The organism is Dyella lutea (assembly GCF_024158035.1).
In the GTDB taxonomy this organism is placed as follows: Bacteria; Pseudomonadota; Gammaproteobacteria; order Xanthomonadales; family Rhodanobacteraceae; genus Dyella_A; species Dyella_A lutea.
In genome coordinates this window covers 160792-179930 of the sequence record NZ_JAMZEK010000005.1, presented here as the reverse complement: position 1 = coordinate 179930, position 19139 = coordinate 160792, and the positions used below count along the sequence as shown (strand labels likewise).

Sequence of the window (19139 nt, the reverse complement as noted above, 5' to 3'; positions counted from 1 at the left end):
CCGGTCAGCGCGCGGCGAGCAACGCCTCGAGCGCTTCCGGCTCCTTCGGCACGGCGGCGGTAAGCACCTCGTGGCCGCGGCGGGTGACCGCCACGTCGTCCTCGATGCGGATGCCGATCCCGCGCCAGCGTTCGGGAACGTCACGGTCGCCCGGCGGCACGTAGATACCCGGCTCCACCGTCACCACCATGCCCGGCTCCAGCACGCGCGGCTCGCCGTCGATGCGGTAGTCGCCCACGTCGTGCACGTCCATGCCAAGCCAGTGGCCGGTCTTGGCCGGGAAAAAGTGGCGATAGCTGCCGGTGGCGATCGCCGTCTCCGGATCCTCGCGCAGCAGACCCAGCGCGCACAGGCCTTCGGTGATCACCTGCACCGCGGCCAGGTGCGCCGCGTTGAACGGCCGCCCTGGCTTCACCTCGTCGATCGCTGCCAGCTGGGCCGTGAGCACGATGTCGTACAGCGCGCGCTGCTCGCGCGTCCAGCGGCCGCCGACCGGATAGGTGCGGCTGATGTCCGAGGCGTAGCAATCGACCTCGGCGCCGGCATCCACCAGCAGCAGGTCGCCGTCGCGCAGCGGGGCGCGGTTGGCGGTGTAGTGCATGGTGCAGGCGTTGACGCCAGCAGCGACGATCGGCGGGAACGAGGCGACCGCGCCGCGCAGGCGCATCGCGCGCTGCAGTTCGGCCTCCACTTCGAATTCGTGCCGCCCCGGCAGGGCGACCCGCATCGCGGCCAGATGCGCGTCGGCGGCGACATCGGCCGCCGCGCGCATCAGCTTCAGCTCGGCCGGCGACTTGAACAGCCGCAGGTCGTGCAGCAGATGGCCCAGTGCGACGAACTCCTTCGGCACCACGCCGCCACCGCGCAGCTGGCGCAGGCGGCGCATCCAGGCAAGCAGTTGCGCGTCGAACTGCGGCTCGCTGCCGAAATGGCAGTAGACCCGGGCGCGGCCCTCGATCATGCCCGGCAGGATGTCGTCGATGTCGTCGATCGGGAAGGCGTCGTCCATCCCGTACTCGCCGACCGCGCGCTCGGTGCCGATCGACTCGCCGTGCCAGCGCTCGTGCTCCGCATCCCGCTCGCGGCAGAACAGCACCGCCTCGCCGTGCTTGCGCCCGGGCAACAGGGCGAGCACCGCGTCGGGCTCGGGAAAGCCGGCGAGGTACTGGAAATCCGAATCCTGCCGGTACGGCCAGGCCGCGTCGGCATTGCGCAGGCGCTCGGGCGCCGCGGCGACCAGCACCACGGCGTCCTCGCCGGCCATGTGCATCAGCTGGCGGCGGCGGCGGGCGAATTCGGCCGGCGTGATCACCGCACTGGGAATCAGTGGATCGTGCCGTTGCCGGCCGCCGGATCGCGGGCGCACTCGGCGTGCAGCAGCATCGCACTCATGCGCACGAACTCGTGCACCTCGATCAGCGCATCCTCGTCCTCGGACTCGTCACCGAAATCGAGCTGGGACGAGGCGATGGTGGCCAGGTCGCGCAGCACCTCCTGCGCCTCCTCGGACAGCTTGCCGTGGGCGTCCGCCCCGGCCAGACCGAAGCCACCGAGAAAGCCGCGGCACCAGGCGACCGTCGCTTCCGCGCGCTCGGCGAGGGGACGGTCGTCCTCCGGCAGCAGCGGCTCGAACCCCAGCTCGGGATCCGCCAGCTGGGTGGCCGCCTGCCGAGCCAGACGATCGAGCAGAGTCGCGTCGGCGCCCGCCGGCGCGGTGCCATCGCCATCCAGCTGAAGAACGGCCAGCACCGGCTGGCGGCCGAAGCGGCCGCCAGCCGCCAGGAATCCGCAGACCGAGCCGTCCAGCTCGCTGGGTTCGGTCGCCAGCTTCAGGCGATGGGTCAGGTCGTCCAGGTCGTCGAATTCGACGCGGGCGGGGGCCGTCATGGCGGGCTCCTTGGGGATCGGAGCGGCAGTCTAACGCCTCGCCGACGGAGCGTGCCGCAGCCGGCTGTTTTGGGCGAACGCACTGGTATAGTCTGCCGGCATGAGCACGCCCCCCGACCTCCAGCAGGAACTCGATGCGCTGAACCGCCAGGTCGATCAGCTGGTCGACACCGTGCGGCGGCTGACCGAAGAAAACCGCAGCCTGCGCCACAGCCAGGAGCAGCTCGCTACCGAGCGTGCCGGCCTGATGGCCCGCAACGAGCAGGCGCGCGGCCGGGTGGAAGCGATGATCCAGCGCCTGAAAGCCCTCGAGAACAACAGCTGACATGAATGCTCCAGCCAGCGAACCTGTCGCGCTGCGACTGATCGATCGCGAATTCCTGATTGCCTGTGCCCCGGAAGAGCGCGAGGGGCTGCTGGAGGCGGCCAGCTATCTCGACCGCAAGATGCGGGAGCTGCGCGCCAACGCCAAGACGCCGGGCTTCGACCGTCTCGCCGTGCTGGCGGCGATCAGCGTGACGCACGAGTTTCTCGCGTTGCGCAAGCAGCACTCCGGCGCGGACCAGAGCGTGACCGACCGCATCGCCGCGCTGCGCCGCAAGCTCGAGGCGGCGCTCGAACCTGCCCCGCCGCGCGGCTGAATCCCGCGCACCGGCATGCACACAGCGATGACCGGTTGCTGGTAAAATCGATCCCGGCGTTTTCTGCGGTGTGCGCCAGCACACTCTTACATTTGCCTTGTTCCTAAATACGGCCCCGGGTCGGTTTCTTTCTGGCTGTTGTGCATGTCCGCCGCGTGCGGAAAGCCTCGAGGCCCGATAAGCCCTCCCACCTGATCCATCGTGGATCAAGGTCGTTTGGTGGGCAGCGGCATCGCGGTTGACGCCACCTTTTCCTGCACCGGCCGACGTTCTGCGTCGGCCGGCATGCTATCGGCGCCGCCGCAACTGGCGCGGCCTATCGGGAGACGCGCGACCGTGGATGCCACCGCCCAGCGACGCGAGCTTCGCCATCGCCTGACCGAGCAGCGCAAGGCACTCACCCCACAACAGCGGATCGCCGCAGCCCAGGGGCTGCGACGCAGCCTGGAACAGCTGCCCGAGTACCACACCGACGCGCGCGTGGCCGGCTATTGGGCCGTCAACGGCGAGCTGGCGTTGAACCTGGTGATCCCACCGCTGCTGGCACGCGGCCAGCAGTTCCTGCTGCCCCTGCTCGAGAGCGGACGCCAGTTGCGGTTTGCGCCGTGGCAGGCCGGCGACGCGGTGGAGCCGAACCGCCACGGCATTCCCCAGCCGGTCCGGGTCGAGCGTCCGCTGGCCCCGTTCCAGCTCGACCTGGTGCTAGTGCCGCTGGTGGCGTTCGACCGGCGTGGCCAGCGCCTTGGCTATGGCGGCGGCTATTACGACCGCAGCTTCGCCTTCCTCAACGAACAGGCTCGCCCGACCGAGCCGCTGCTGGTCGGTATCGCCTATGACTTCCAGGAGGTGCAGGCGATCGAACCCGCGCGCTGGGACGTGCCACTGGACTTCGTCGCCACCGACCGCGAACTGATCGACTGCCACGCCGAACGCGCAAACGAGAGCCACGCATGAGCCCTGCCCGCATCGCCCACTGGCTGATGAAATCCGAGCCGGACACCTTCTCCATCGACGACTTGGCCAGGCGCGGCCGCGAACCCTGGGATGGCGTACGCAACTATCAGGCGCGGAACTTCATGCGTGACGGCATGCGGGTGGGCGATGGCGTGTTCTTCTACCACTCCAACTGCGCCGAACCCGGCATCGTCGGACTGGCCGAAGTAGTTTCCGACGCCTATCCGGACCCCAGCCAGTTCGATCCGAAGAGCGATTATTTCGACCCGGGCGCCAGCCGCGACAACCCGCGCTGGATGCTGGTCGACGTGGGCTTCGTACGCAAACTCAAGCGCACGATCACGCTCAGGGAGCTGCAGGCCCTGCCCGCCCTCGCCGACATGCCGCTGGTACGCAAGGGCAACCGCCTGTCGGTGATGCCGGTGAAGGTCAGCGAATGGAAGACCATCCTCGGCCTCGAATGAGGCGTTCACGCCCCTCCTTACCGTTCCGGAACCTCCGACCATGAGCAACGAAAAGAAACTTGCCGGCGAAGCCGCCATCCGCTTCGTAGAGGACGGCGCCATCGTCGGCGTCGGCACCGGCTCGACGGTGGCCTATTTCATCGAGGCACTGGGCGCGGTCAGTGATCGCATCAAGGGCGCGGTCTCGAGCTCCGAACAGTCCACTGCCCTGCTGAAAAAGCATGGCATCGAGGTGCTCGACCTGAACACCACCGGCGAACTCACCCTGTACGTGGACGGCGCCGACGAATGCGACCCGCACAAACGGCTGATCAAGGGCGGTGGCGCCGCACTGACCCGCGAGAAGATCATTGCCGAAGCCAGTGGCAAGTTCGTCTGCATCATCGATTCGAGCAAGCAGGTGGACGTGCTGGGCAAGTTCCCGCTGCCGATCGAGGTGATTCCGATGGCGCGCAGCCTGGTCGGTCGCGAGATCGTCCGCCGCGGCGGTCATCCGGTGTGGCGGGACGGTGTGGTCACCGACAACGGCAACTGGGTGATCGATGTGCACGGCTGGCAGATCACCGACCCGGTGGCGCTGGAGGCCGACCTGAACCAGATTCCCGGCATCGTTACAGTGGGGCTGTTTGCCCGCCGCGGCGCGGATGTGGTGCTGGTCGGCGATCGCGAGATCTGATCGGAGACGCGCCGGATCCCGGTCCGGCGCGTCTCCTCGGCACCGCTGCAGGTCACGGTGACCGTGACCAACAAAAAACCCGCCGAATGGCGGGTTTTTTGTGCCGATCAATACAGCTGATTGGCGTCTTGTTTGGCAGCCCCGGATGGATTCGAACCACCGAATGCCTGAGTCAGAGTCAGGTGCCTTACCGCTTGGCGACGGGGCTATGAAACGTAGTTTAGCGCTTGGAGAACTGCGTGGCACGACGTGCCTTGTGCAGACCGATCTTCTTGCGCTCGACCTCGCGGGCGTCGCGGGTCACGAAACCGGCCTTGCGCAGCGACTGCTTGAGAGTCTCATCGTATTCCACCAGCGCGCGGGCGATGCCGAGGCGGATCGCACCGGCCTGACCGGTGATGCCACCGCCAGCGACGGTGACGGTGATGTCGAACTTCTCGGTGTTCTGGGTCAGTTCGAGCGGCTGGCGCACGATCATGCGCGAGGTCTCGCGACCGAAGAACTGGTCGAGGGTCTTGCCGTTCACCGTGATCGCGCCAGTGCCCTTGCGCAGGAACACGCGGGCGGCGGAGGTCTTGCGGCGGCCGGTGCCGTAATTCTGCTGAATCGCCATGAGGGTTCCTTAGATTTCCAGCGCCTGCGGCTGCTGTGCGGTGTGCGGGTGCTCGGCGCCGCCGTATACCTTAAGCTTGCGGTACATCGCGCGGCCCAGCGGGTTCTTCGGCAGCATGCCCTTGACCGCGATCTCGATCACGCGCTCCGGGTGGGTGGCCAGAAGATCACGCAGGTTGGTGGTCTTCAGGTTGCCGACATAGCCGGTGAAGCGGTGGTACATCTTGTCGTCCAGCTTCGCACCGGTGACCGCCACCTTCTGCGCGTTGACGACGACGATGTAGTCGCCGGTATCGACGTGCGGGGTGAATTCCGGCTTGTGCTTGCCGCGCAGGCGGCGCGCAATCTCGGTGGACAGACGACCGAGCGTCTTGTCCGTGGCGTCGATCACGAACCAGTCGCGCTTGACGCTTTCCGGCTTGGCGCTGAACGTTTTCATTTCGGGATACCTGTAGGCCGCCATGGAGGCGGTGAGGGAATCGGGTCAAACAAAGGTGCGGGATGATAGCCGAGCTTCCATCCTCTGCACAAGCCCACCAGTGGTGAGCTGCGAGCCGGCAAGGATAGCACGACATCCCCTCGCATTGAAAAGCCCCCGGAACCGGCAAAAACGCGACCGGACGACCATGTGCCGCTTGGCCGCACCGGCAGCATGTCGTCCAATAGCCGGGACCGCCGCACTTTCCGAGGATTGCCCATGACGGTACGCCAACTAACGCCCCTGGACCGCCTGATCGCGGGCTTCGAACGAGCGCTGGACACGGTGGCCGGCGCGCCCGAGGCAAGGCGCCCCACGCCTGCCCACGGCATTGCCGAGGCCGAGCTGGACCGGGCCGAACGGCGTCATGCCGCCGGGCTGATGCGCATCAACCACGCGGGCGAGGTCTGCGCCCAGGCGCTGTACGACGGCCAGGCCGCCCTGGCCCGCTCCGAGGAAATCCGCCGACACCTCGTGCACGCCGCTGCCGAGGAAACCGACCATCTGGCCTGGTGCGCCGGGCGCCTGCGTGAACTGGACAGTCGCCCCAGCCTGTTCAACCCGCTTTGGTACGCCGGCAGCTACGCGATCGGCGCGGCGGCGGCCCTGGCCGGGGATCCGGTCAGCCTGGGCTTCGTGGTGGAAACCGAGCGCCAGGTCGAAGCGCACCTGGCCGAGCACCTGGAGACGCTGCCGGAGCAGGACCAGCGCTCGCGCGCGGTGCTGCGCCAGATGCAGGCCGACGAGGTTCGTCATGCCGACGAGGCCGAAGCATGCGGCGGCGTGGAGTTGCCGTTCCCGATCCCACCACTGATGCAGCTGACCTCACTGCTGATGAAGAAGGTCGCTTACCGCATCTAGTGACCCGGCCCACGGAGATGCCCCTGGAGCGCCCCGTGAAAAACCCGCCTTCCGGCGGGTTTTTCGTCACATCAGGTTGCGGCCGTGGAAGAGCTCCTCGATCTCCCGCCGCAGCAGCGACTCGATGCGCTGGCGCTCCTTGAACGAGAGGTCGTCGGCATGCGCCTCGAACAGGTAGGTGTCCAGGTCGAAGTCCTTGATGTGCATCTTCGTGTGGAACATGTTTTCCTGGTACACGTTGACGTCGAACATCTCGTACTTCTGCCGGATGTGGCGCGCCAGGTAGTCCTGCACCGAGTTGATCTTGTGGTCGATGAAGTGCTTCTTGCCCTTCACGTCGCGGGTGAAGCCGCGCACGCGGTAGTCGGCGATCACGATGTCCGACTCGAAGCTGTCGATCAGGTAGTTCAGCGCCTTCAGCGGCGAGATCACGCCGCAGGTGGCCACGTCGATGTCCGCGCGGAACGTCGCGATGCCGTTGTGCGGATGCGTTTCCGGATAGGTGTGGACGGTGATGTGGCTCTTGTCCATGTGCGCCACCACGGCACCGGAAATGGTGTCGCGGCCGAGCTTCTCCACCACCGGCTCCTCGGAGATGAGGATCGTGACCGAGGCACCCTGCGGGTCGTAGTCCTGGCGCGCGATGTTGAGGATATTCGCGCCGATGATCTCCGCCACGTCGGTGAGGATCTGGGTCAGACGGTCGGCGTCGTACTGCTCGTCGATGTATTCGATGTAGCGCTGGCGCTGCTCTTCGGACACCGCGTAGCAGATGTCGTAGATGTTGAAGCTCAGGGCCTTGGTCAGGTTGTTGAAACCCTGCAGGCGCAGACGGGGAAGTGGTTTCACCACGGCAACTCTCCATGGCCGCACGGCGGCCAGCAGCAGAGGCGGGTTAGCGACAAGGGTCCCCGCTGGATGGTACGGCACGAAAACAACTAGCTTCCGCGACCCTTGTGACCGACGCGCGACACGTCATCGGTGCTGGAAGACCGCCGAGTATGGGGTAAAACGGCGCAAAACTGAAAGTGGCGTTCCCGCCACGGTTTGCCATAATGCGACGTCACAGGGGATAAACGCGTACGCTCACGTCGGGCCGGCCCGCTCATCGGGGGCAGCCCTAGGCATTTCAGACAGCGGGAAACACCGTGGCGCAACTCAAATATCAACTGCAGCAAGCTTTCGAGCGGTCCCAGGCCCCCCTGGGCTTCGCCCCGGACCCGGCCTCCATGGAGCGCTTCCTCGCGCTCTGCCATCGCCGCCGATACCCGGGCAAGACCGCGATCATCCGCCCCGGCGACCCGGCCAACACGCTCTATTACGTGATCGAAGGGTCGCTGGCCGTCTGCACCGAGGACGAACAGGGCCGCGAGCTGATCCTGGCCTACATCAGCCGTGGCCAGTTCATCGGCGAGATGGGGCTGTTCGTGGAGCAAGCCCAGCGCGAGTCGATGGTGCGTACCCGCACCCCGTGCGAGATGGCCGAAATCAGCTACGAGCGCCTGTTCCAGCTGATGGAAGGCCAGCTGCGCGAGGAGTGCCCGAAGATCCTCTTCGCCATCGGCGCCCAGCTCACCAACCGGCTGCTGCGCACGTCGCGCCAGGTCAGCCGCATGGCGTTCATGGACGTCACCAACCGGATCTCGCGCACCCTGCTCGACCTGTGCCAGGAGCCGGACGCGATGACCCATCCGGACGGTACCCAGATCCGCATCTCCCGCCAGGAGGTCAGCCGCATTGTCGGTTGTTCGCGCGAGATGGTCGGCCGCGTGCTCAAGCAGCTCGAGGAGCAGGGCATGATCACCGTGTCGGGCAAGACCATCGTGGTGCTCGGCACCCGCTGAGCCGGTCCCGCGATCGCACCAGGAGAAAGCGGCGCCCGGCGCCGCTTTTTTTCTTTGCCTCAGTACCAGGCCACCCGCTCGACGCTGCGTCCGAGCGCCCGCTCCACCTGCTTGCACAGCTTGGGCGAGCCGTTCACCAGCACTGGCTCGGCCGCCTCCTTGAGCATCGGGATATCCAGCGCCGAGTCGCCGTAGGCCCGATCCCAGCGGGCCACGCCGGCCTCGGCCAGCGACTGCAGCTTGCGCTGCCCGATGTTGTGCCGCCTGACGCGCATGCCCAGCCTGCCCGGCGCCAGCTCCGAGGCCACCAGCTCCACCTCGGGCAGCCCCAGCTCGTCGAGCAGCCCGCGCGCGAGGATCCGCTCGCACCCCGTGACGACGATGACCCGGGCGCCCTCGGCCTGGTGGCAGCGCAGGGCCTGCAGCGCATCGCGCTGGAACTGTTTCGGGCGCCGCACCAGCCGACCGGCAAAGTCCTGGGCCCGTGCACGGTAGCCGTGCTCGTCCAACCCCAGCAGGCCGACGTGGACCACCGTGCGCACCGCCGCCCGCCAGGAAAACGGTCGCACCAGCAGCAGCCACGGCAGGGCCGGCAGCAACAGTAGCTTGCGCCCGACGCCGGCATAGCGCTCGCGCATGAACAGCCCGAACGAGTCGGCCACGGTGATCACGCCGTCGAAATCGAACAACACGACACGCGGCCCGCCGGCCGTCGCCGTCGACACAACGTCGTCCGGCAACGCCACCCCTGGGTCTTCCATCACGTTCAGTCCGCTTCGAACAGACGCTTGAGCTCGGTGCCCGGATCGACCGCGCGCATGAAGGCCTCGCCGACCAGGAAGGCATGCACGCCGGCCTCGCGCAGCTGGCGCACGTGCTCGGGCGTGTGGATGCCGGATTCGGCCACCAGGATGCGGTCGTACTCGACCAGCGGCTGCAGCTCCAGCGTGGTCTCCAGCGTGGTCTCGAAGGTGCGCAGGTTGCGGTTGTTCACGCCGATCATCGGCACCGGCAACGCCTGGGCGCGTTCCAGCTCCTCGGCGTCGTGCACCTCGCACAGCACGTCCAGATCCAGCTCGGCGGCCAGCAGCGAGAGGTTCATCAGCTCGGCATCGCCCAGCGCGGCCACGATCAGCAGGATGCAGTCGGCGCCAATCGCCCGCGCCTCGTACACCTGGTACGGGTCGATGACGAAATCCTTGCGCAGGATCGGCAGCGAGCACGCCTCGCGCGCCTGGCGCAGGAACTCCTCGCTACCCTGGAAGAAATCCTTGTCGGTCAGCACCGACAGGCAGGCCGCGCCGGCCGCCTCGTAGCTGCGCGCGATCGCACCGGGGTCGAAATCGGCGCGGATCACGCCCTTGCTCGGGCTGGCCTTCTTCACCTCGGCGATCACCGCCGGCAAGCCGACATCGATCTTCGCCTCCAGCGCGGCGGCGAAACCACGGGTGTCCGGCATGTCGGCCACGCGCGCAGCCAGCTCGTCCAGGGACAGCATGGCGCTGCGCTCGGCGATTTCTTCCGTCTTGCGGGCGAGGATGCGTTGCAGGATGTCGGCCATGGTCGTGGTGTCGTTGGGCGCCGCCGCAGCGGCTGTCAAACAGGGCACCGCGCCCGGGTCGGGGCGTCAGGTACCGGCGAGGCGTCGGGTGGTGGCGACGAACTGCTGTAGTTTCGCACGGGCGGCGCCGCTGGCGATGGTCCGGCGCGCCAGGGCGATACCATCGTCGATACTGTCCACCACATCAGCGGTGTAGAGCGCCGCCCCGGCATTCAGGCAGACGATGTCGTGCGCCACCCCATGCGCCCCCTTCAGGGCATCCTCGAGCATGGCGCGCGACTCGGCCACGCTCTCCACCCGCAGGTTCCGGCTGGAGGCCATGGCCAGGCCAAAATCCTCCGGCTCGATCTCGTATTCGCGCACCTGGCCATGGCGCAGTTCGCCGACCAGGGTGGCCGCGCCCAGCGAGATCTCGTCCATGCCGTCGCGGCCCCACACCACCATCGCATGCTGCGCGCCGAGCTGCTGCAGCACGCGCACCTGGATGCCGACCAGGTCGGGGTGGAACACACCCATCAGGATGTTCGGCGCACCGGCCGGGTTGGTCAGTGGCCCCAGGATATTGAACAGCGTGCGCACACCCATTTCCTTGCGCACCGGCGCCACCACCTTCATCGCCGGATGATGGTTGGGCGCGAACATGAAGCCGATCTCGGTTTCGGCCATGCAGGCGGCGACCTGCTCGGGCTTGAGGTCGATCGAGGCGCCCAGCGCCTCCAGCACGTCCGCGCTGCCGGACTTGGACGACACGCTGCGCCCGCCGTGCTTGGCCACCCGCGCACCGGCCGCCGCGGCGACGAACATCGAGGCGGTGGAAATGTTGAAGCTGGATGCGCCATCGCCACCGGTGCCGACGATGTCGACGAAGTGCGCGTGCGGCGGCGCCTCGACCCGGGCCGACAGCTCGCGCATCACGCGCGCCGCACCGGTGATCTCGCCGATGGTTTCCTTCTTCACGCGCAGGCCGGTGATGATCGCCGCGGTCATCAACGGACTCACTTCGCCGCGCATGATCTGGCGCATCAGCGCGATCATCTCGTCGTGGAAGATCTCGCGGTGCTCGATCGTGCGCTGCAGGGCTTCCTGCGGCGTGATGTGGATCTCGCGCGACATCATGCCGCCAGCTTCCGCGCCGGCAGGCCGAGGAAGTTCGCCAGCATCGCGTGGCCGTGCTGGGTGAGGATCGATTCGGGATGGAACTGCACGCCCTCGACCGGCAGCGTCTTGTGGCGCAGGCCCATGATCTCGTCGATCGAGCCGTCGGGGTTTTCCGTCCAGGCGGTCACTTCCAGACACTCCGGTAGCGACGCCTGCTCGACCACCAGCGAGTGGTAGCGCGTGGCTTCGAACGGATCGGGCAGCCCGGCGAATACGCCCTGCCCGCGGTGGCGTACCGGCGAGGTCTTGCCGTGCATGATCTGCTTGGCGCGGATCACCTTGCCACCGAACGCCTGGCCGATCGCCTGGTGGCCCAGGCAGACGCCGAAGACCGGCAGCTCGCCGGCCATCTCGCGCAGGATCGCCAGCGACACGCCGGCATCGTCGGGCGTGCCCGGCCCCGGCGAGATCATGATGTGCGAGGGCTTGAGCGCGCGCACGCCGGCCACGTCCAGCGCGTCGTTGCGCACCACCTTCACCTCCTGACCCAGCTCGCCCAGGTACTGCACGAGGTTGAAGGTGAAGCTGTCGTAGTTGTCGATCATCAGGAGCATGGGGAGCGCCGAGTGGCCGGGAACGTGGAGCGGCCATGATAGCCAGCCGACGCCGGCTCGTGCAGGCGTGAGCCAGGATCGTGCCGTTTGCGCCGGGGCGCCTGTCGCCGCATGCTTCGGCGGAGTTACCGCACAAGGACCCGTGAGATGGACTACGTGGAAATAGCCCTGCTGCTCGCCGGCTTCGTGCTGCTCGTGCTTGGCTACCGGCGCAACCGCCGCGGCTGGCTGGTCGCCGCGGCGCTGCTGCTGTTCCTGTCAGGAAACCTCGAGCCGATGGTCAGCGGATTCGCGGAGGGCTGGGCTTCTGCCGGCCAATCTGCTTCCATCGCCGCCGGCCACCACTGATCGCCGCGCCTAGCGGAACAGTCCGACCCGGTCGGGCGCCAGCATCGCCGCCATGAGCCCGGCATCCTGCAGATGTGCGGGCGGCGGGCGACCCGGCGCCAGGTTCGCGCAGGGCCTCGCCCATCGCCACCGAGGTCCGGATGCCGTAGCCGCCCTGCGCAGTGACCCAGAAGAAGCCCGGCGCATAGGACGCGAAGCCGCCGACCAGGTCCGCGTCGGGCGGCGGATCGTCATCGTGGTCGCCTGCTCGATGTGGTGGATGCCCAGCGCGATATCGCGCTCCTCGGGCTGCCCGTTGTGTGGATGGGTCGGATCGGCGGCTCGAACAGGTGCGTCGAACCGCGCTTCGGCACCGGGCTCAGCGGCGCCACGCCGGCCAGCGTGGCGACCTGGGCGGCCCAGGCGCCTGCGGTGCCAAGCAGAAGTGGTACACGTAAGCGCCGTTCGCCGGCGATCACCGTCCAGCCCAGACCTCGCGCGCGATCGCGGTGATGGCCCGCTCCAGGTGCAAGGCGCCGTCGCCCCCCCCCCAGACTCACCGCTCCCTCGTGGCGCGGCCCAGCGAACAGCGCCTCGGCTCCAGCGCGCAGCTCCCTATGGCTCAGGTCGACTGGACCTGTCATGCCCGATCCCGATCCGGGCGGCTCCGAAGCTGGGGCCAGCAGGCCGATACACTGACGAAAGAGCATCCGCCGGCGAGAGACGTGCTACACCACTCATATGATGGGGACCTGGCTGGCATTGTTCTTTGGATCCATCCAGAACGATTCATTCATGAAGCGGCCAAAGATATCGCGCGGCAAGATGGAAGTACGCTCCATCGGCTCGACCTTGGGCCGCACGGTGTGCAGGCCCGGCATACCGACGCGGGCATCGAATTCGTCTGCGGCATAGGCGATGTGGTCGAAGTCGTGTTCGAACCAGGGTTCGCCGATGAACTGGTAGACCGCGCGCATGGCCGCCGCGGGATTGCGCACCAGGCTTTCGTAGGTCAACAGCAGCAGATGACCCGGAGCATATTGGCTGTAGAACGCGTCCTTGGTCGCCTGGAAGGCGAACCCGACCATGCCACGCGGATCGGTCAACGCCTCGACACGCGAGTAGACCGTGGTGTTGGTGTCGAAGCGGAACACCTTGCTGACGCTCACCGGTTGCTTGCGCACCAGGCGCTCCATGCTGTCCAGCACCCAGGACAGCTGGCGCACACAGGCGATGACCTTCGCCTCCGGAAACAGCGTTTCGAGCAACTGCATGCGGCTGCACCACAACCGGCTGGTGTCGAACACCACGCCGACATCCGCCTGCCCTGCGTAGAAGTTCTCGACCAGGCCACGCAGCATCGCCACGCGCTGCTCGTCGGAGACGTCGAAGGAAAAATCGTTCTTGCTGCTCGCCTCCGCGATCACCGCCCCCATGATGTCGGCGAGCGGGCTGGTCATGCCGGCACGGAATCGCGGATTCTGGTTGAGGATAGCGGCCAGCAGCGTGCTGCCCGAGCGCGGCAGTCCCGAAATGAAGTGGAACTTCCGGGCAGGTTTCGCGACATCGGTGGCGACAGGCATGCGGGCGCTCTCCTCTGGATGCGGGGTGGGTATCGACCGGATGGTACGCGGTCCGGCTAGCGTGGCGGCGCGGTCGAGGCGCGGATGCGCATTTCGTAGTCGAACTCGACCATCCGCGGCTCGCCCTTGTTGAGCACGCGCAGCATCAGTTCCTGGGTGGCGCGCCGACCCATTTCCCGCACCGGCTGGTGGATGGTGGTGAGCGGCGGCCACACCTGGGTCGCGATGGTGGTGTCGTCGAAGCCGCAGACGGAGATATCGCGCGGAATCGATACCCCAGCTTCCGCGGCGGCCCAGATCGCACCGACGGCCATGTCATCGTCACCCGCGAACACGGCCGTCGGTCGATCCGTCAAGGCCAGCAACTGGCGCATCGCCACCACGCCCGACTCGAACGAGAACCGGCCCTGCACCATGTACGCCGGGTCTTCCTTCAGCCCGGCGCGCTCGAGGCCGTCGCGGTAGCCGGCCAGGCGCCAGATGCCGGCACCGTGCTCGGGATCGCCGAGGATATGCGCGATGCGGCGATGGCCCAGCGACACCAGGTGATCCACCATCGCCGCCGCGGCTTCGCGCTCGCGCAGCATCGCGCCGATGTTTTCCTCCGGATGGCGCGGTGCGATCGACGCGAACGGCACGCCAGTCTCGCGCAGGCAGGCCAGCAATTGCGGATGATCGGTGATCGGCGGCGTGAGGATCAGCCCGTCGGGCTGCTGCCGCATCAGGATGTCCTCGACCCGCTCGACGAAGTCCGGTGCGGTGGAGACCAGCGGCTGCACCATCATGCTGTAGTGCTGTGCCGCACACGCTTCCAGCACGCCGGCCTGCACTTCCATGATGTAGCTGGGCGAACGGTTGTCGTACAGCAGGCCGATCATGAAGGAGCGATTGGTCGCAAGGCTGCGCGCCGAGGTAAGCGGCCGGTAGTTGAGTGAGGCGACGGCGGCCAGCACGCGCTGGCGCATCGAATCGCTCACGTTCGGATCGTTGTTGAGCACCCGAGAAATGGTCTTCTTCGATGTCCCGACGGTGCGGGCGACATCGTTGATGGTCACGCGCGTCATGAAAGTCCGGTCTGGTTCAATGCGTCTTTCCCTGCGGAGCCTCCGCACGGCTCCCGGCGACCACCGGGAAACTCCGCGACGGAGCGTTCCAGCCCTCCAACTCGACCACCGGCGCCGCGGGCCCCTGCCCGTCGTAACGCGCGGTCAGGGTGATCGATTCGCCGGGCCATAGCGTGACGTCATTGTCGCTCCACAGGACGGGCAGCACGAGGTCGCCGCCCGCGGATCGCCTGATCGACACGTGCTGGAACAGTGCCACGGTTTTGGACGATGCGGGAACCGTCAGGGTGACTGTGACCACGTCATCGGCACCCTCATGCCGCATCGTCGCACTGACTTCGCTGGTGGCGGTCGGCAGGGACTGTAGCGCGGTGAGGTCCGCGTACTGCGTCAGCGGCGTGAGATACCAGTTGGAATGCGCCCAGTCGAGCCGGTCTTCCTCGGTGGACAGCCAGTAAACGTTGCGGCTGACCGGCGTTCCGTCGGCGGAGGCGAGTTCCAGCTCGACGAAGTAGGTGCGAGACAATCCGCTTACCTGTGGCAGCGTGATCAGCTGCCGCGTGCGGTTGCCGGTGAGGTCGATGTCCGACACCCCCTTGGTGTAACGCACGCTGCCGTCCAGGTTGCGCACCCACACGACCGCCTGCAGCCCGTGCTCGTCGGTCAGTGTGTGGTTGACCAGCACGACCGCGCGCGTGTCGTATGCGTACTGGATATGCACCGGCTCGTTCGCCTTCTTGGCGCCGAAGTAGGCGCCGGCCGGATTCATGAAGTAGTCGTACAGGTGCCAGTGCAGCGAAGGCCAGGCGTTGTTGAGCATCCAGTAGATGACGCCGGTCGACGGATTGACCGCGTCCATGTGCGCGTTGAACGCCTCGAACTGCGCGCGGGTGTTGTCGTAGTTGTCGAGCTGCGCCTTGGCGACGTAGTCGGCGAGGCTCTTCGGCGCGCCATAGCGCTTGGCCAGCGCGATGTCGAACGGCGTGATGCGTGCGAACGTCGACCAGTCCGCGGACGCGTGGTACTGCCGCAGCTGCGGGTACTTCCACAAGGCTTCCTGCTCCTGCGGCGAGAGCATGCGGGTCACGTCTTCCAGCCGCGGGATGTCCGCACCGGCGCTGACTTCGGAGTCGAACCCGAATGCACCGCCGAGCTTGTCGGCATACCAGTACGACGGCGGGATCCAGGCGTAAGGCCCGGCCATCTTCATGCCGGACGGCCCGGTCTCGGCCGTGCCCTGCTCCGCGGCCGCCGCGACGATCGGCGTCGACCAGTCTTCGGCATGCAAGGTGTCGACGTACATCTTGGCGATCGCCGGCGGCGGCACGTTGTCGCTGCCGATCAGGAAACCGATCACCGAGGGATGGTTGCGCAGCAGGCGGGCTTCGCTGGCCATGGAGGCCTCGGCCGTCTTCATGTCCGCGGCGTCCCACGGCGCGCCGCCGGTCTTGGCGGCGGACTCCCATTTGTCGCAGCACTCCCAGCCGGCCAGGACCATGATGCCGTCGCGGTCGGCGAGTTCGTAGAAGCGCTGGCTTTCAAGCTTGCCTTCGCTGCGGATGGTATTGAGACCGAGATTGCGGACGTAGCTGAACTCGGCCTCCATGCGGGCGGGATCGTCGCGCAGGAACATATCTGGCGCCCAGCCGCCGCCGCGGATCAGCACCGGTTTGCCGTTGACCAGGAACTGGCGATAGCCCTGCTTGGTCAGCCGCGAGCTGACGCTGCGGACGCCGAACGTCGTGTCGACCCGATCGGATTCCTTGCCGTCGACGGCCGCGGTCATCTGCAACGAGTACAGCGGATGCTCGCCCATGCCGAGCGGCCACCAGATCTTCGGATGGCTCAGGTCGAGACCCGGATCGGTTTTCGGCGTGAACGCCACGGTCTGCGCCTGGCCGGGAGCGAGGTGGATGGTCCGGCGCAGCGAGACGCCGGCTACGGTGCCGGCGATCGTCGCGTCGCGTGCGACCGTATCGAGATTGCGCGCCTGCACCTTCACGGTCAGCGCAGCATGCGCGAGGTCGGGCAGCGACAGCGCCGGCGTCACCTCCGGAAAGCGCAACTGGACCGGCCCGGTGCGCGCGATGTCCACGCCGCGCCACGGCCCCATGTTGTTGTCCGGCGGCGTCGGGTTCCAGTCAACCCAGCCGATCGACAGGCTGCGCCGCGGGTCGCCCGGATGCACGCGCAGCGCGAGCACGTTGCTGCCCGCGTGCACCCAGCGCGTCACGTCGAACTCGTGCACCGGATAGGCGCCGGCGACGTCGACGTGATCGGCGACCTGGTGCCCGTTCACCCACACGTCGGCGCTCGCGATCAGACCGTTGGTGCGTAGCAGCGTGTGCCCTTCCCCGGCTCCGTCGGCGAGCGTGAATTCGGTGCGGTACCACCAGGGATTCACGAACAGGCTGCCGCTGGCGTCGGGTACCTGCACCGCGCGCAGGTTGTCGCTGTAGAACACGTCGTCCTTGTATACGCCGTTCTCCAGCAGGCCGGCCATCACCGTGGCGCGGCCGCTGACCGGGTACCAATCCTTGGTGGCGAAGCCGGCGGTGGAGATCGTGGCGCCATCTTGCTGCGCCTTGTCGCTGGACTGGATCTGCCAATGCGTCACGGCCGTCGTGGTGCCGGCATGGTCGTCCACGTGCGTGGCTGCATAAGTCGTTCCGGCATCGACGCACGGCACGCTTGCCAAAGCCGCCAGCGCCATCATCGTCAGCAACAGGGTTCTGGTCGGAGTGCGCATGGCATCAATCATTCCCAAGATAGGCTTCGCGGATTTCGACGGGGGCGAACGGCCAGGACTTGTTGACCCGGGCCCAGATCGCAAACACCACCAGGCCGGCGACGATCCACGCGCCTGACAGGATCAGCGACGACACCGACGCCGACACGTAGACGTAGATCCAGCCGACCAGCGCGATCACGCACGGGATCGGGTACAGCCATTGCCGGTACGGCCGGTGCAACATCGGCTGGCGTTTGCGCAGCACCACCAGCGCGGCGATCTGCGCGATGAACTGCACGATGATGGTCGCGGCCAGCAGCATGTTGATGACCTCGGTGAGGTCGAAGAACGTGCCGACCGCGGTCACCACGCCCATGGTGAGCAAGGCCACGTGCGGAAAGCCGTGCTTCGCATGCAGCTTGCCGAACACCGACAGGAACACCTTCTCGTGCGCCGCCTGGAACGGTACGCGGGAGCCGCCCAGCAGCCCGGCGAACACCGAGGCGAACGCGGTCACGATGATCAGGATAGTCATCACCGAGGCGGCCGCGTGTCCCCAGCTGTGCTCCACCACCAGCGATGCCACCGACTTGGACTGGGCGATCTCCTGCCACGGCGCCACGCCGAGCACGCTGATGTTGAGGATCAGGTAGACGAACATCATCGCGATCACCGAGATGATGATGGAACCCGGCATGGTCCGACCCGGGTCGCGCAGCTCGTCGCCCATATAGGCGGTGGTGAAATAGCCCAGGTAGTCGTAGATGCCGATGATCAGCCCGCCGCCCAGGCCCACGAAGAAGTGTCCGCCGAACACGTTGGGTGGATAGGAGAAGGCGAACTCCGGATGGAAATCCGAGAAGCCCGCCGCCGACACGCCGACCACGGACAGCAGCATGATCACCCACAGCGCGATGGTGATCATGCGGATGGATTCGATCCGTCGGTACAGCAGCAAGGTGACCAGGCCAGTCGCCGCCAGGCTGATCAGGTGCACCGCCCACCAGCCCAGGTGCGGGAAGAAGAACTGCAGGTACTCGACCATGCCGATGATGCCGGTGGACATCAGCAAGGGAATCGTCAGCAGCACCGTCCAGATGAACAGGAACGGCATCAGCTTGCCGGTGCGGTACTGGAACGCTTCGCGCAGGTAGACGTAGGTGCCACCGGAACCGGGCATCGCCGCGCCCAGCTCTGCCCACACCATGCCGTCTGCCACCGCGAGCAGCGCGCCGGCGATCCAGCCGATCACCGCCTGGGGGCCACCCATGGTGGCGACCATGATCGGGATGGTGATGAACGGCCCGATGCCGCACATCTGGGTCATGTTGATCGCGGTGCCGGAGAACAGGCCGATGGAGCGATGAAAGTGGCCGTCGCGGGCAGGTCGGGTGGTGTGGGAATGTTGCATGTCGGCCTTTTGGGTGTCGGGGCGGTCAGTAGGCGTGGTGGCGTTGCCGCTTCTGTTCGCTGGAGCATCGCGGGATGCAATCCGCGCTAGGGAGCTTCATCAAGGCCCATCATTTCTTCCACTGGCGTCATTCCTCCCATTGACGTAGTTCCTCCTACGGGCGTCATTCCCGCGAAAGCGGGAATCCATTGTCAACGGATGCATCAGAGCAAGATGGATTCCCGCTTTCGCGGGAATGACGGCGCGGGAGGGGGCGGTCGATGCGGCAATGATGTCCACCAGTGAAGCAACCATCACGACAGAAATCCCTTCGTCGAGCCTGGCGCGCGCACC

The 19139-nt window shown here is 66.9% G+C and carries 21 protein-coding genes, 1 tRNA gene and 1 other RNA gene; 9 read left to right on the top strand and 14 right to left on the bottom strand.

From position 1 onward, the window contains the following. Positions 1-4: 4 nt before the first annotated feature. Positions 5-1366 carry an aminopeptidase P N-terminal domain-containing protein gene (locus NC595_RS19565; protein WP_425493175.1) on the bottom strand — a complete coding sequence of 454 codons (1362 nt, stop codon included), beginning with the start codon at positions 1364-1366 and terminating at the stop codon, positions 5-7. Then, on the bottom strand, positions 1324-1887 hold the full coding sequence (locus tag NC595_RS19560) for a UPF0149 family protein (protein ID WP_253569059.1): 564 nt from the start codon (positions 1885-1887) through the stop codon (positions 1324-1326). Before NC595_RS19560 ends, NC595_RS19565 begins: the two co-directional genes overlap by 43 nt. A 100-nt stretch (positions 1888-1987) precedes the next feature. Between NC595_RS19560 and NC595_RS19555 the strand changes: the two genes are divergently transcribed. The 6 genes from NC595_RS19555 (at position 1988) to rpiA (ending at position 4622) form a co-directional block, all read left to right on the top strand. After that, positions 1988-2212, top strand: a complete 225-nt coding sequence (locus NC595_RS19555; RefSeq protein WP_063673007.1) for a TIGR02449 family protein — start codon at positions 1988-1990, stop codon at positions 2210-2212. Between the two features lies 1 nt (position 2213). Next, positions 2214-2528 carry a cell division protein ZapA gene (locus NC595_RS19550; protein ID WP_063673008.1) on the top strand — a complete coding sequence of 105 codons (315 nt, stop codon included), beginning with the start codon at positions 2214-2216 and terminating at the stop codon, positions 2526-2528. 57 nt (positions 2529-2585) lie between these two features. Further along, positions 2586-2773, top strand: a non-coding RNA gene (ssrS, locus tag NC595_RS19545) — 6S RNA. 91 nt (positions 2774-2864) lie between these two features. Further along, a complete protein-coding gene (locus NC595_RS19540; protein WP_253569058.1) occupies positions 2865-3482 on the top strand; it encodes a 5-formyltetrahydrofolate cyclo-ligase in 618 nt (205 codons plus the stop codon). After that, positions 3479-3946, top strand: a complete 468-nt coding sequence (locus NC595_RS19535) for an EVE domain-containing protein (RefSeq protein ID WP_253569057.1) — start codon at positions 3479-3481, stop codon at positions 3944-3946. The genes NC595_RS19540 and NC595_RS19535 overlap by 4 nt, the downstream gene beginning before the upstream one ends. A 40-nt stretch (positions 3947-3986) precedes the next feature. Beyond that, complete coding sequence (rpiA, locus tag NC595_RS19530; protein ID WP_253569056.1) at positions 3987-4622, top strand: ribose-5-phosphate isomerase RpiA; 636 nt, start codon at positions 3987-3989, stop codon at positions 4620-4622. 133 nt (positions 4623-4755) lie between these two features. Here rpiA and NC595_RS19525 read toward each other — a convergent pair. The 3 genes from NC595_RS19525 to rplM all read right to left on the bottom strand — a co-directional run bounded on the left by NC595_RS19525 (position 4756) and on the right by rplM (position 5673). Continuing rightward, positions 4756-4830, bottom strand: a tRNA-Gln gene (locus NC595_RS19525). A 12-nt stretch (positions 4831-4842) separates the two neighbouring features. Further along, positions 4843-5235, bottom strand: a complete 393-nt coding sequence (rpsI, locus tag NC595_RS19520; protein WP_253569055.1) for a 30S ribosomal protein S9 — start codon at positions 5233-5235, stop codon at positions 4843-4845. Between the two features lie 9 nt (positions 5236-5244). Beyond that, positions 5245-5673 carry a 50S ribosomal protein L13 gene (gene rplM, locus NC595_RS19515; RefSeq protein WP_017463027.1) on the bottom strand — a complete coding sequence of 143 codons (429 nt, stop codon included), beginning with the start codon at positions 5671-5673 and terminating at the stop codon, positions 5245-5247. Positions 5674-5931: 258 nt separating this feature from the next. Here rplM and coq7 point away from each other — a divergent pair, with 258 nt between their 5' ends. After that, positions 5932-6573 (top strand): 2-polyprenyl-3-methyl-6-methoxy-1,4-benzoquinone monooxygenase, encoded by a 642-nt coding sequence (coq7, locus tag NC595_RS19510; protein WP_253569054.1) that lies wholly within the window; start codon positions 5932-5934, stop codon positions 6571-6573. Between the two features lie 66 nt (positions 6574-6639). Here the strand turns inward: coq7 and speD are convergent, their stop codons facing one another. After that, entirely contained in the window at positions 6640-7425 is a 786-nt protein-coding gene (gene speD, locus NC595_RS19505) for an adenosylmethionine decarboxylase (protein ID WP_049622792.1), read from the bottom strand. 296 nt (positions 7426-7721) lie between these two features. Between speD and crp the strand changes: the two genes are divergently transcribed. Next, positions 7722-8417, top strand: a complete 696-nt coding sequence (crp, locus tag NC595_RS19500; protein ID WP_026107441.1) for a cAMP-activated global transcriptional regulator CRP — start codon at positions 7722-7724, stop codon at positions 8415-8417. Positions 8418-8476: 59 nt separating this feature from the next. Here the strand turns inward: crp and NC595_RS19495 are convergent, their stop codons facing one another. The 4 genes from NC595_RS19495 to NC595_RS19480 form a co-directional block, all read right to left on the bottom strand. Continuing rightward, positions 8477-9178, bottom strand: a complete 702-nt coding sequence (locus NC595_RS19495; protein ID WP_253569053.1) for a haloacid dehalogenase-like hydrolase — start codon at positions 9176-9178, stop codon at positions 8477-8479. A 5-nt stretch (positions 9179-9183) separates the two neighbouring features. Continuing rightward, complete coding sequence (gene trpC / locus NC595_RS19490) at positions 9184-9978, bottom strand: indole-3-glycerol phosphate synthase TrpC (RefSeq protein ID WP_253569052.1); 795 nt, start codon at positions 9976-9978, stop codon at positions 9184-9186. A gap of 66 nt (positions 9979-10044) precedes the next feature. Continuing rightward, a complete protein-coding gene (gene trpD / locus NC595_RS19485) occupies positions 10045-11094 on the bottom strand; it encodes an anthranilate phosphoribosyltransferase (protein WP_253569051.1) in 1050 nt (349 codons plus the stop codon). Then, positions 11091-11690, bottom strand: coding sequence for an anthranilate synthase component II (locus NC595_RS19480; protein ID WP_253569050.1), 600 nt, complete (start codon positions 11688-11690; stop codon positions 11091-11093). Before NC595_RS19480 ends, trpD begins: the two co-directional genes overlap by 4 nt. A gap of 147 nt (positions 11691-11837) precedes the next feature. On the opposite strand from NC595_RS19480, the gene NC595_RS19475 reads away from it, so the two are divergent. Continuing rightward, the gene (locus tag NC595_RS19475; protein WP_253569049.1) at positions 11838-12038 is read left to right on the top strand and encodes a hypothetical protein; all 201 of its coding nucleotides are present in this window, start codon (positions 11838-11840) and stop codon (positions 12036-12038) included. Between the two features lie 716 nt (positions 12039-12754). Here the strand turns inward: NC595_RS19475 and NC595_RS19470 are convergent. From NC595_RS19470 to NC595_RS19455, 4 genes are read right to left on the bottom strand one after another with little or no spacing between them, the layout of a single operon-like run. Beyond that, positions 12755-13600: a sulfotransferase family protein gene (locus tag NC595_RS19470; protein ID WP_253569048.1), complete on the bottom strand. Its 846-nt coding sequence runs from the start codon at positions 13598-13600 to the stop codon at positions 12755-12757. Between the two features lie 56 nt (positions 13601-13656). After that, the gene (locus NC595_RS19465) at positions 13657-14664 is read right to left on the bottom strand and encodes a LacI family DNA-binding transcriptional regulator (protein WP_253569047.1); all 1008 of its coding nucleotides are present in this window, start codon (positions 14662-14664) and stop codon (positions 13657-13659) included. A 16-nt stretch (positions 14665-14680) separates the two neighbouring features. Next, positions 14681-17413, bottom strand: coding sequence for a glycoside hydrolase family 2 protein (locus tag NC595_RS19460; protein WP_253569046.1), 2733 nt, complete (start codon positions 17411-17413; stop codon positions 14681-14683). Between the two features lie 4 nt (positions 17414-17417). Then, complete coding sequence (locus tag NC595_RS19455; protein WP_253569045.1) at positions 17418-18806, bottom strand: APC family permease; 1389 nt, start codon at positions 18804-18806, stop codon at positions 17418-17420. Positions 18807-19139: the final 333 nt, after the last annotated feature.

What these genes read in the sequence shown, in the direction of transcription:
- NC595_RS19560 (WP_253569059.1), bottom strand. Translation starts at nt 1,887, where the DNA reads ATGACGGCCCCCGCCCGCGTCGAATTCGACGACCTGGACGACCTGACC.
- NC595_RS19555 (WP_063673007.1), top strand. Translation starts at nt 1,988, where the DNA reads ATGAGCACGCCCCCCGACCTCCAGCAGGAACTCGATGCGCTGAACCGC.
- NC595_RS19550 (WP_063673008.1), top strand. Translation starts at nt 2,214, where the DNA reads ATGAATGCTCCAGCCAGCGAACCTGTCGCGCTGCGACTGATCGATCGC.
- NC595_RS19535 (WP_253569057.1), top strand. Translation starts at nt 3,479, where the DNA reads ATGAGCCCTGCCCGCATCGCCCACTGGCTGATGAAATCCGAGCCGGAC.
- rpiA (WP_253569056.1), top strand. Translation starts at nt 3,987, where the DNA reads ATGAGCAACGAAAAGAAACTTGCCGGCGAAGCCGCCATCCGCTTCGTA.
- rpsI (WP_253569055.1), bottom strand. Translation starts at nt 5,235, where the DNA reads ATGGCGATTCAGCAGAATTACGGCACCGGCCGCCGCAAGACCTCCGCC.
- rplM (WP_017463027.1), bottom strand. Translation starts at nt 5,673, where the DNA reads ATGAAAACGTTCAGCGCCAAGCCGGAAAGCGTCAAGCGCGACTGGTTC.
- coq7 (WP_253569054.1), top strand. Translation starts at nt 5,932, where the DNA reads ATGACGGTACGCCAACTAACGCCCCTGGACCGCCTGATCGCGGGCTTC.
- NC595_RS19495 (WP_253569053.1), bottom strand. Translation starts at nt 9,178, where the DNA reads ATGGAAGACCCAGGGGTGGCGTTGCCGGACGACGTTGTGTCGACGGCG.
- trpC (WP_253569052.1), bottom strand. Translation starts at nt 9,978, where the DNA reads ATGGCCGACATCCTGCAACGCATCCTCGCCCGCAAGACGGAAGAAATC.
- trpD (WP_253569051.1), bottom strand. Translation starts at nt 11,094, where the DNA reads ATGATGTCGCGCGAGATCCACATCACGCCGCAGGAAGCCCTGCAGCGC.
- NC595_RS19480 (WP_253569050.1), bottom strand. Translation starts at nt 11,690, where the DNA reads ATGCTCCTGATGATCGACAACTACGACAGCTTCACCTTCAACCTCGTG.
- NC595_RS19475 (WP_253569049.1), top strand. Translation starts at nt 11,838, where the DNA reads ATGGACTACGTGGAAATAGCCCTGCTGCTCGCCGGCTTCGTGCTGCTC.
- NC595_RS19470 (WP_253569048.1), bottom strand. Translation starts at nt 13,600, where the DNA reads ATGCCTGTCGCCACCGATGTCGCGAAACCTGCCCGGAAGTTCCACTTC.
- NC595_RS19465 (WP_253569047.1), bottom strand. Translation starts at nt 14,664, where the DNA reads ATGACGCGCGTGACCATCAACGATGTCGCCCGCACCGTCGGGACATCG.
- NC595_RS19460 (WP_253569046.1), bottom strand. Translation starts at nt 17,413, where the DNA reads ATGCGCACTCCGACCAGAACCCTGTTGCTGACGATGATGGCGCTGGCG.
- NC595_RS19455 (WP_253569045.1), bottom strand. Translation starts at nt 18,806, where the DNA reads ATGCAACATTCCCACACCACCCGACCTGCCCGCGACGGCCACTTTCAT.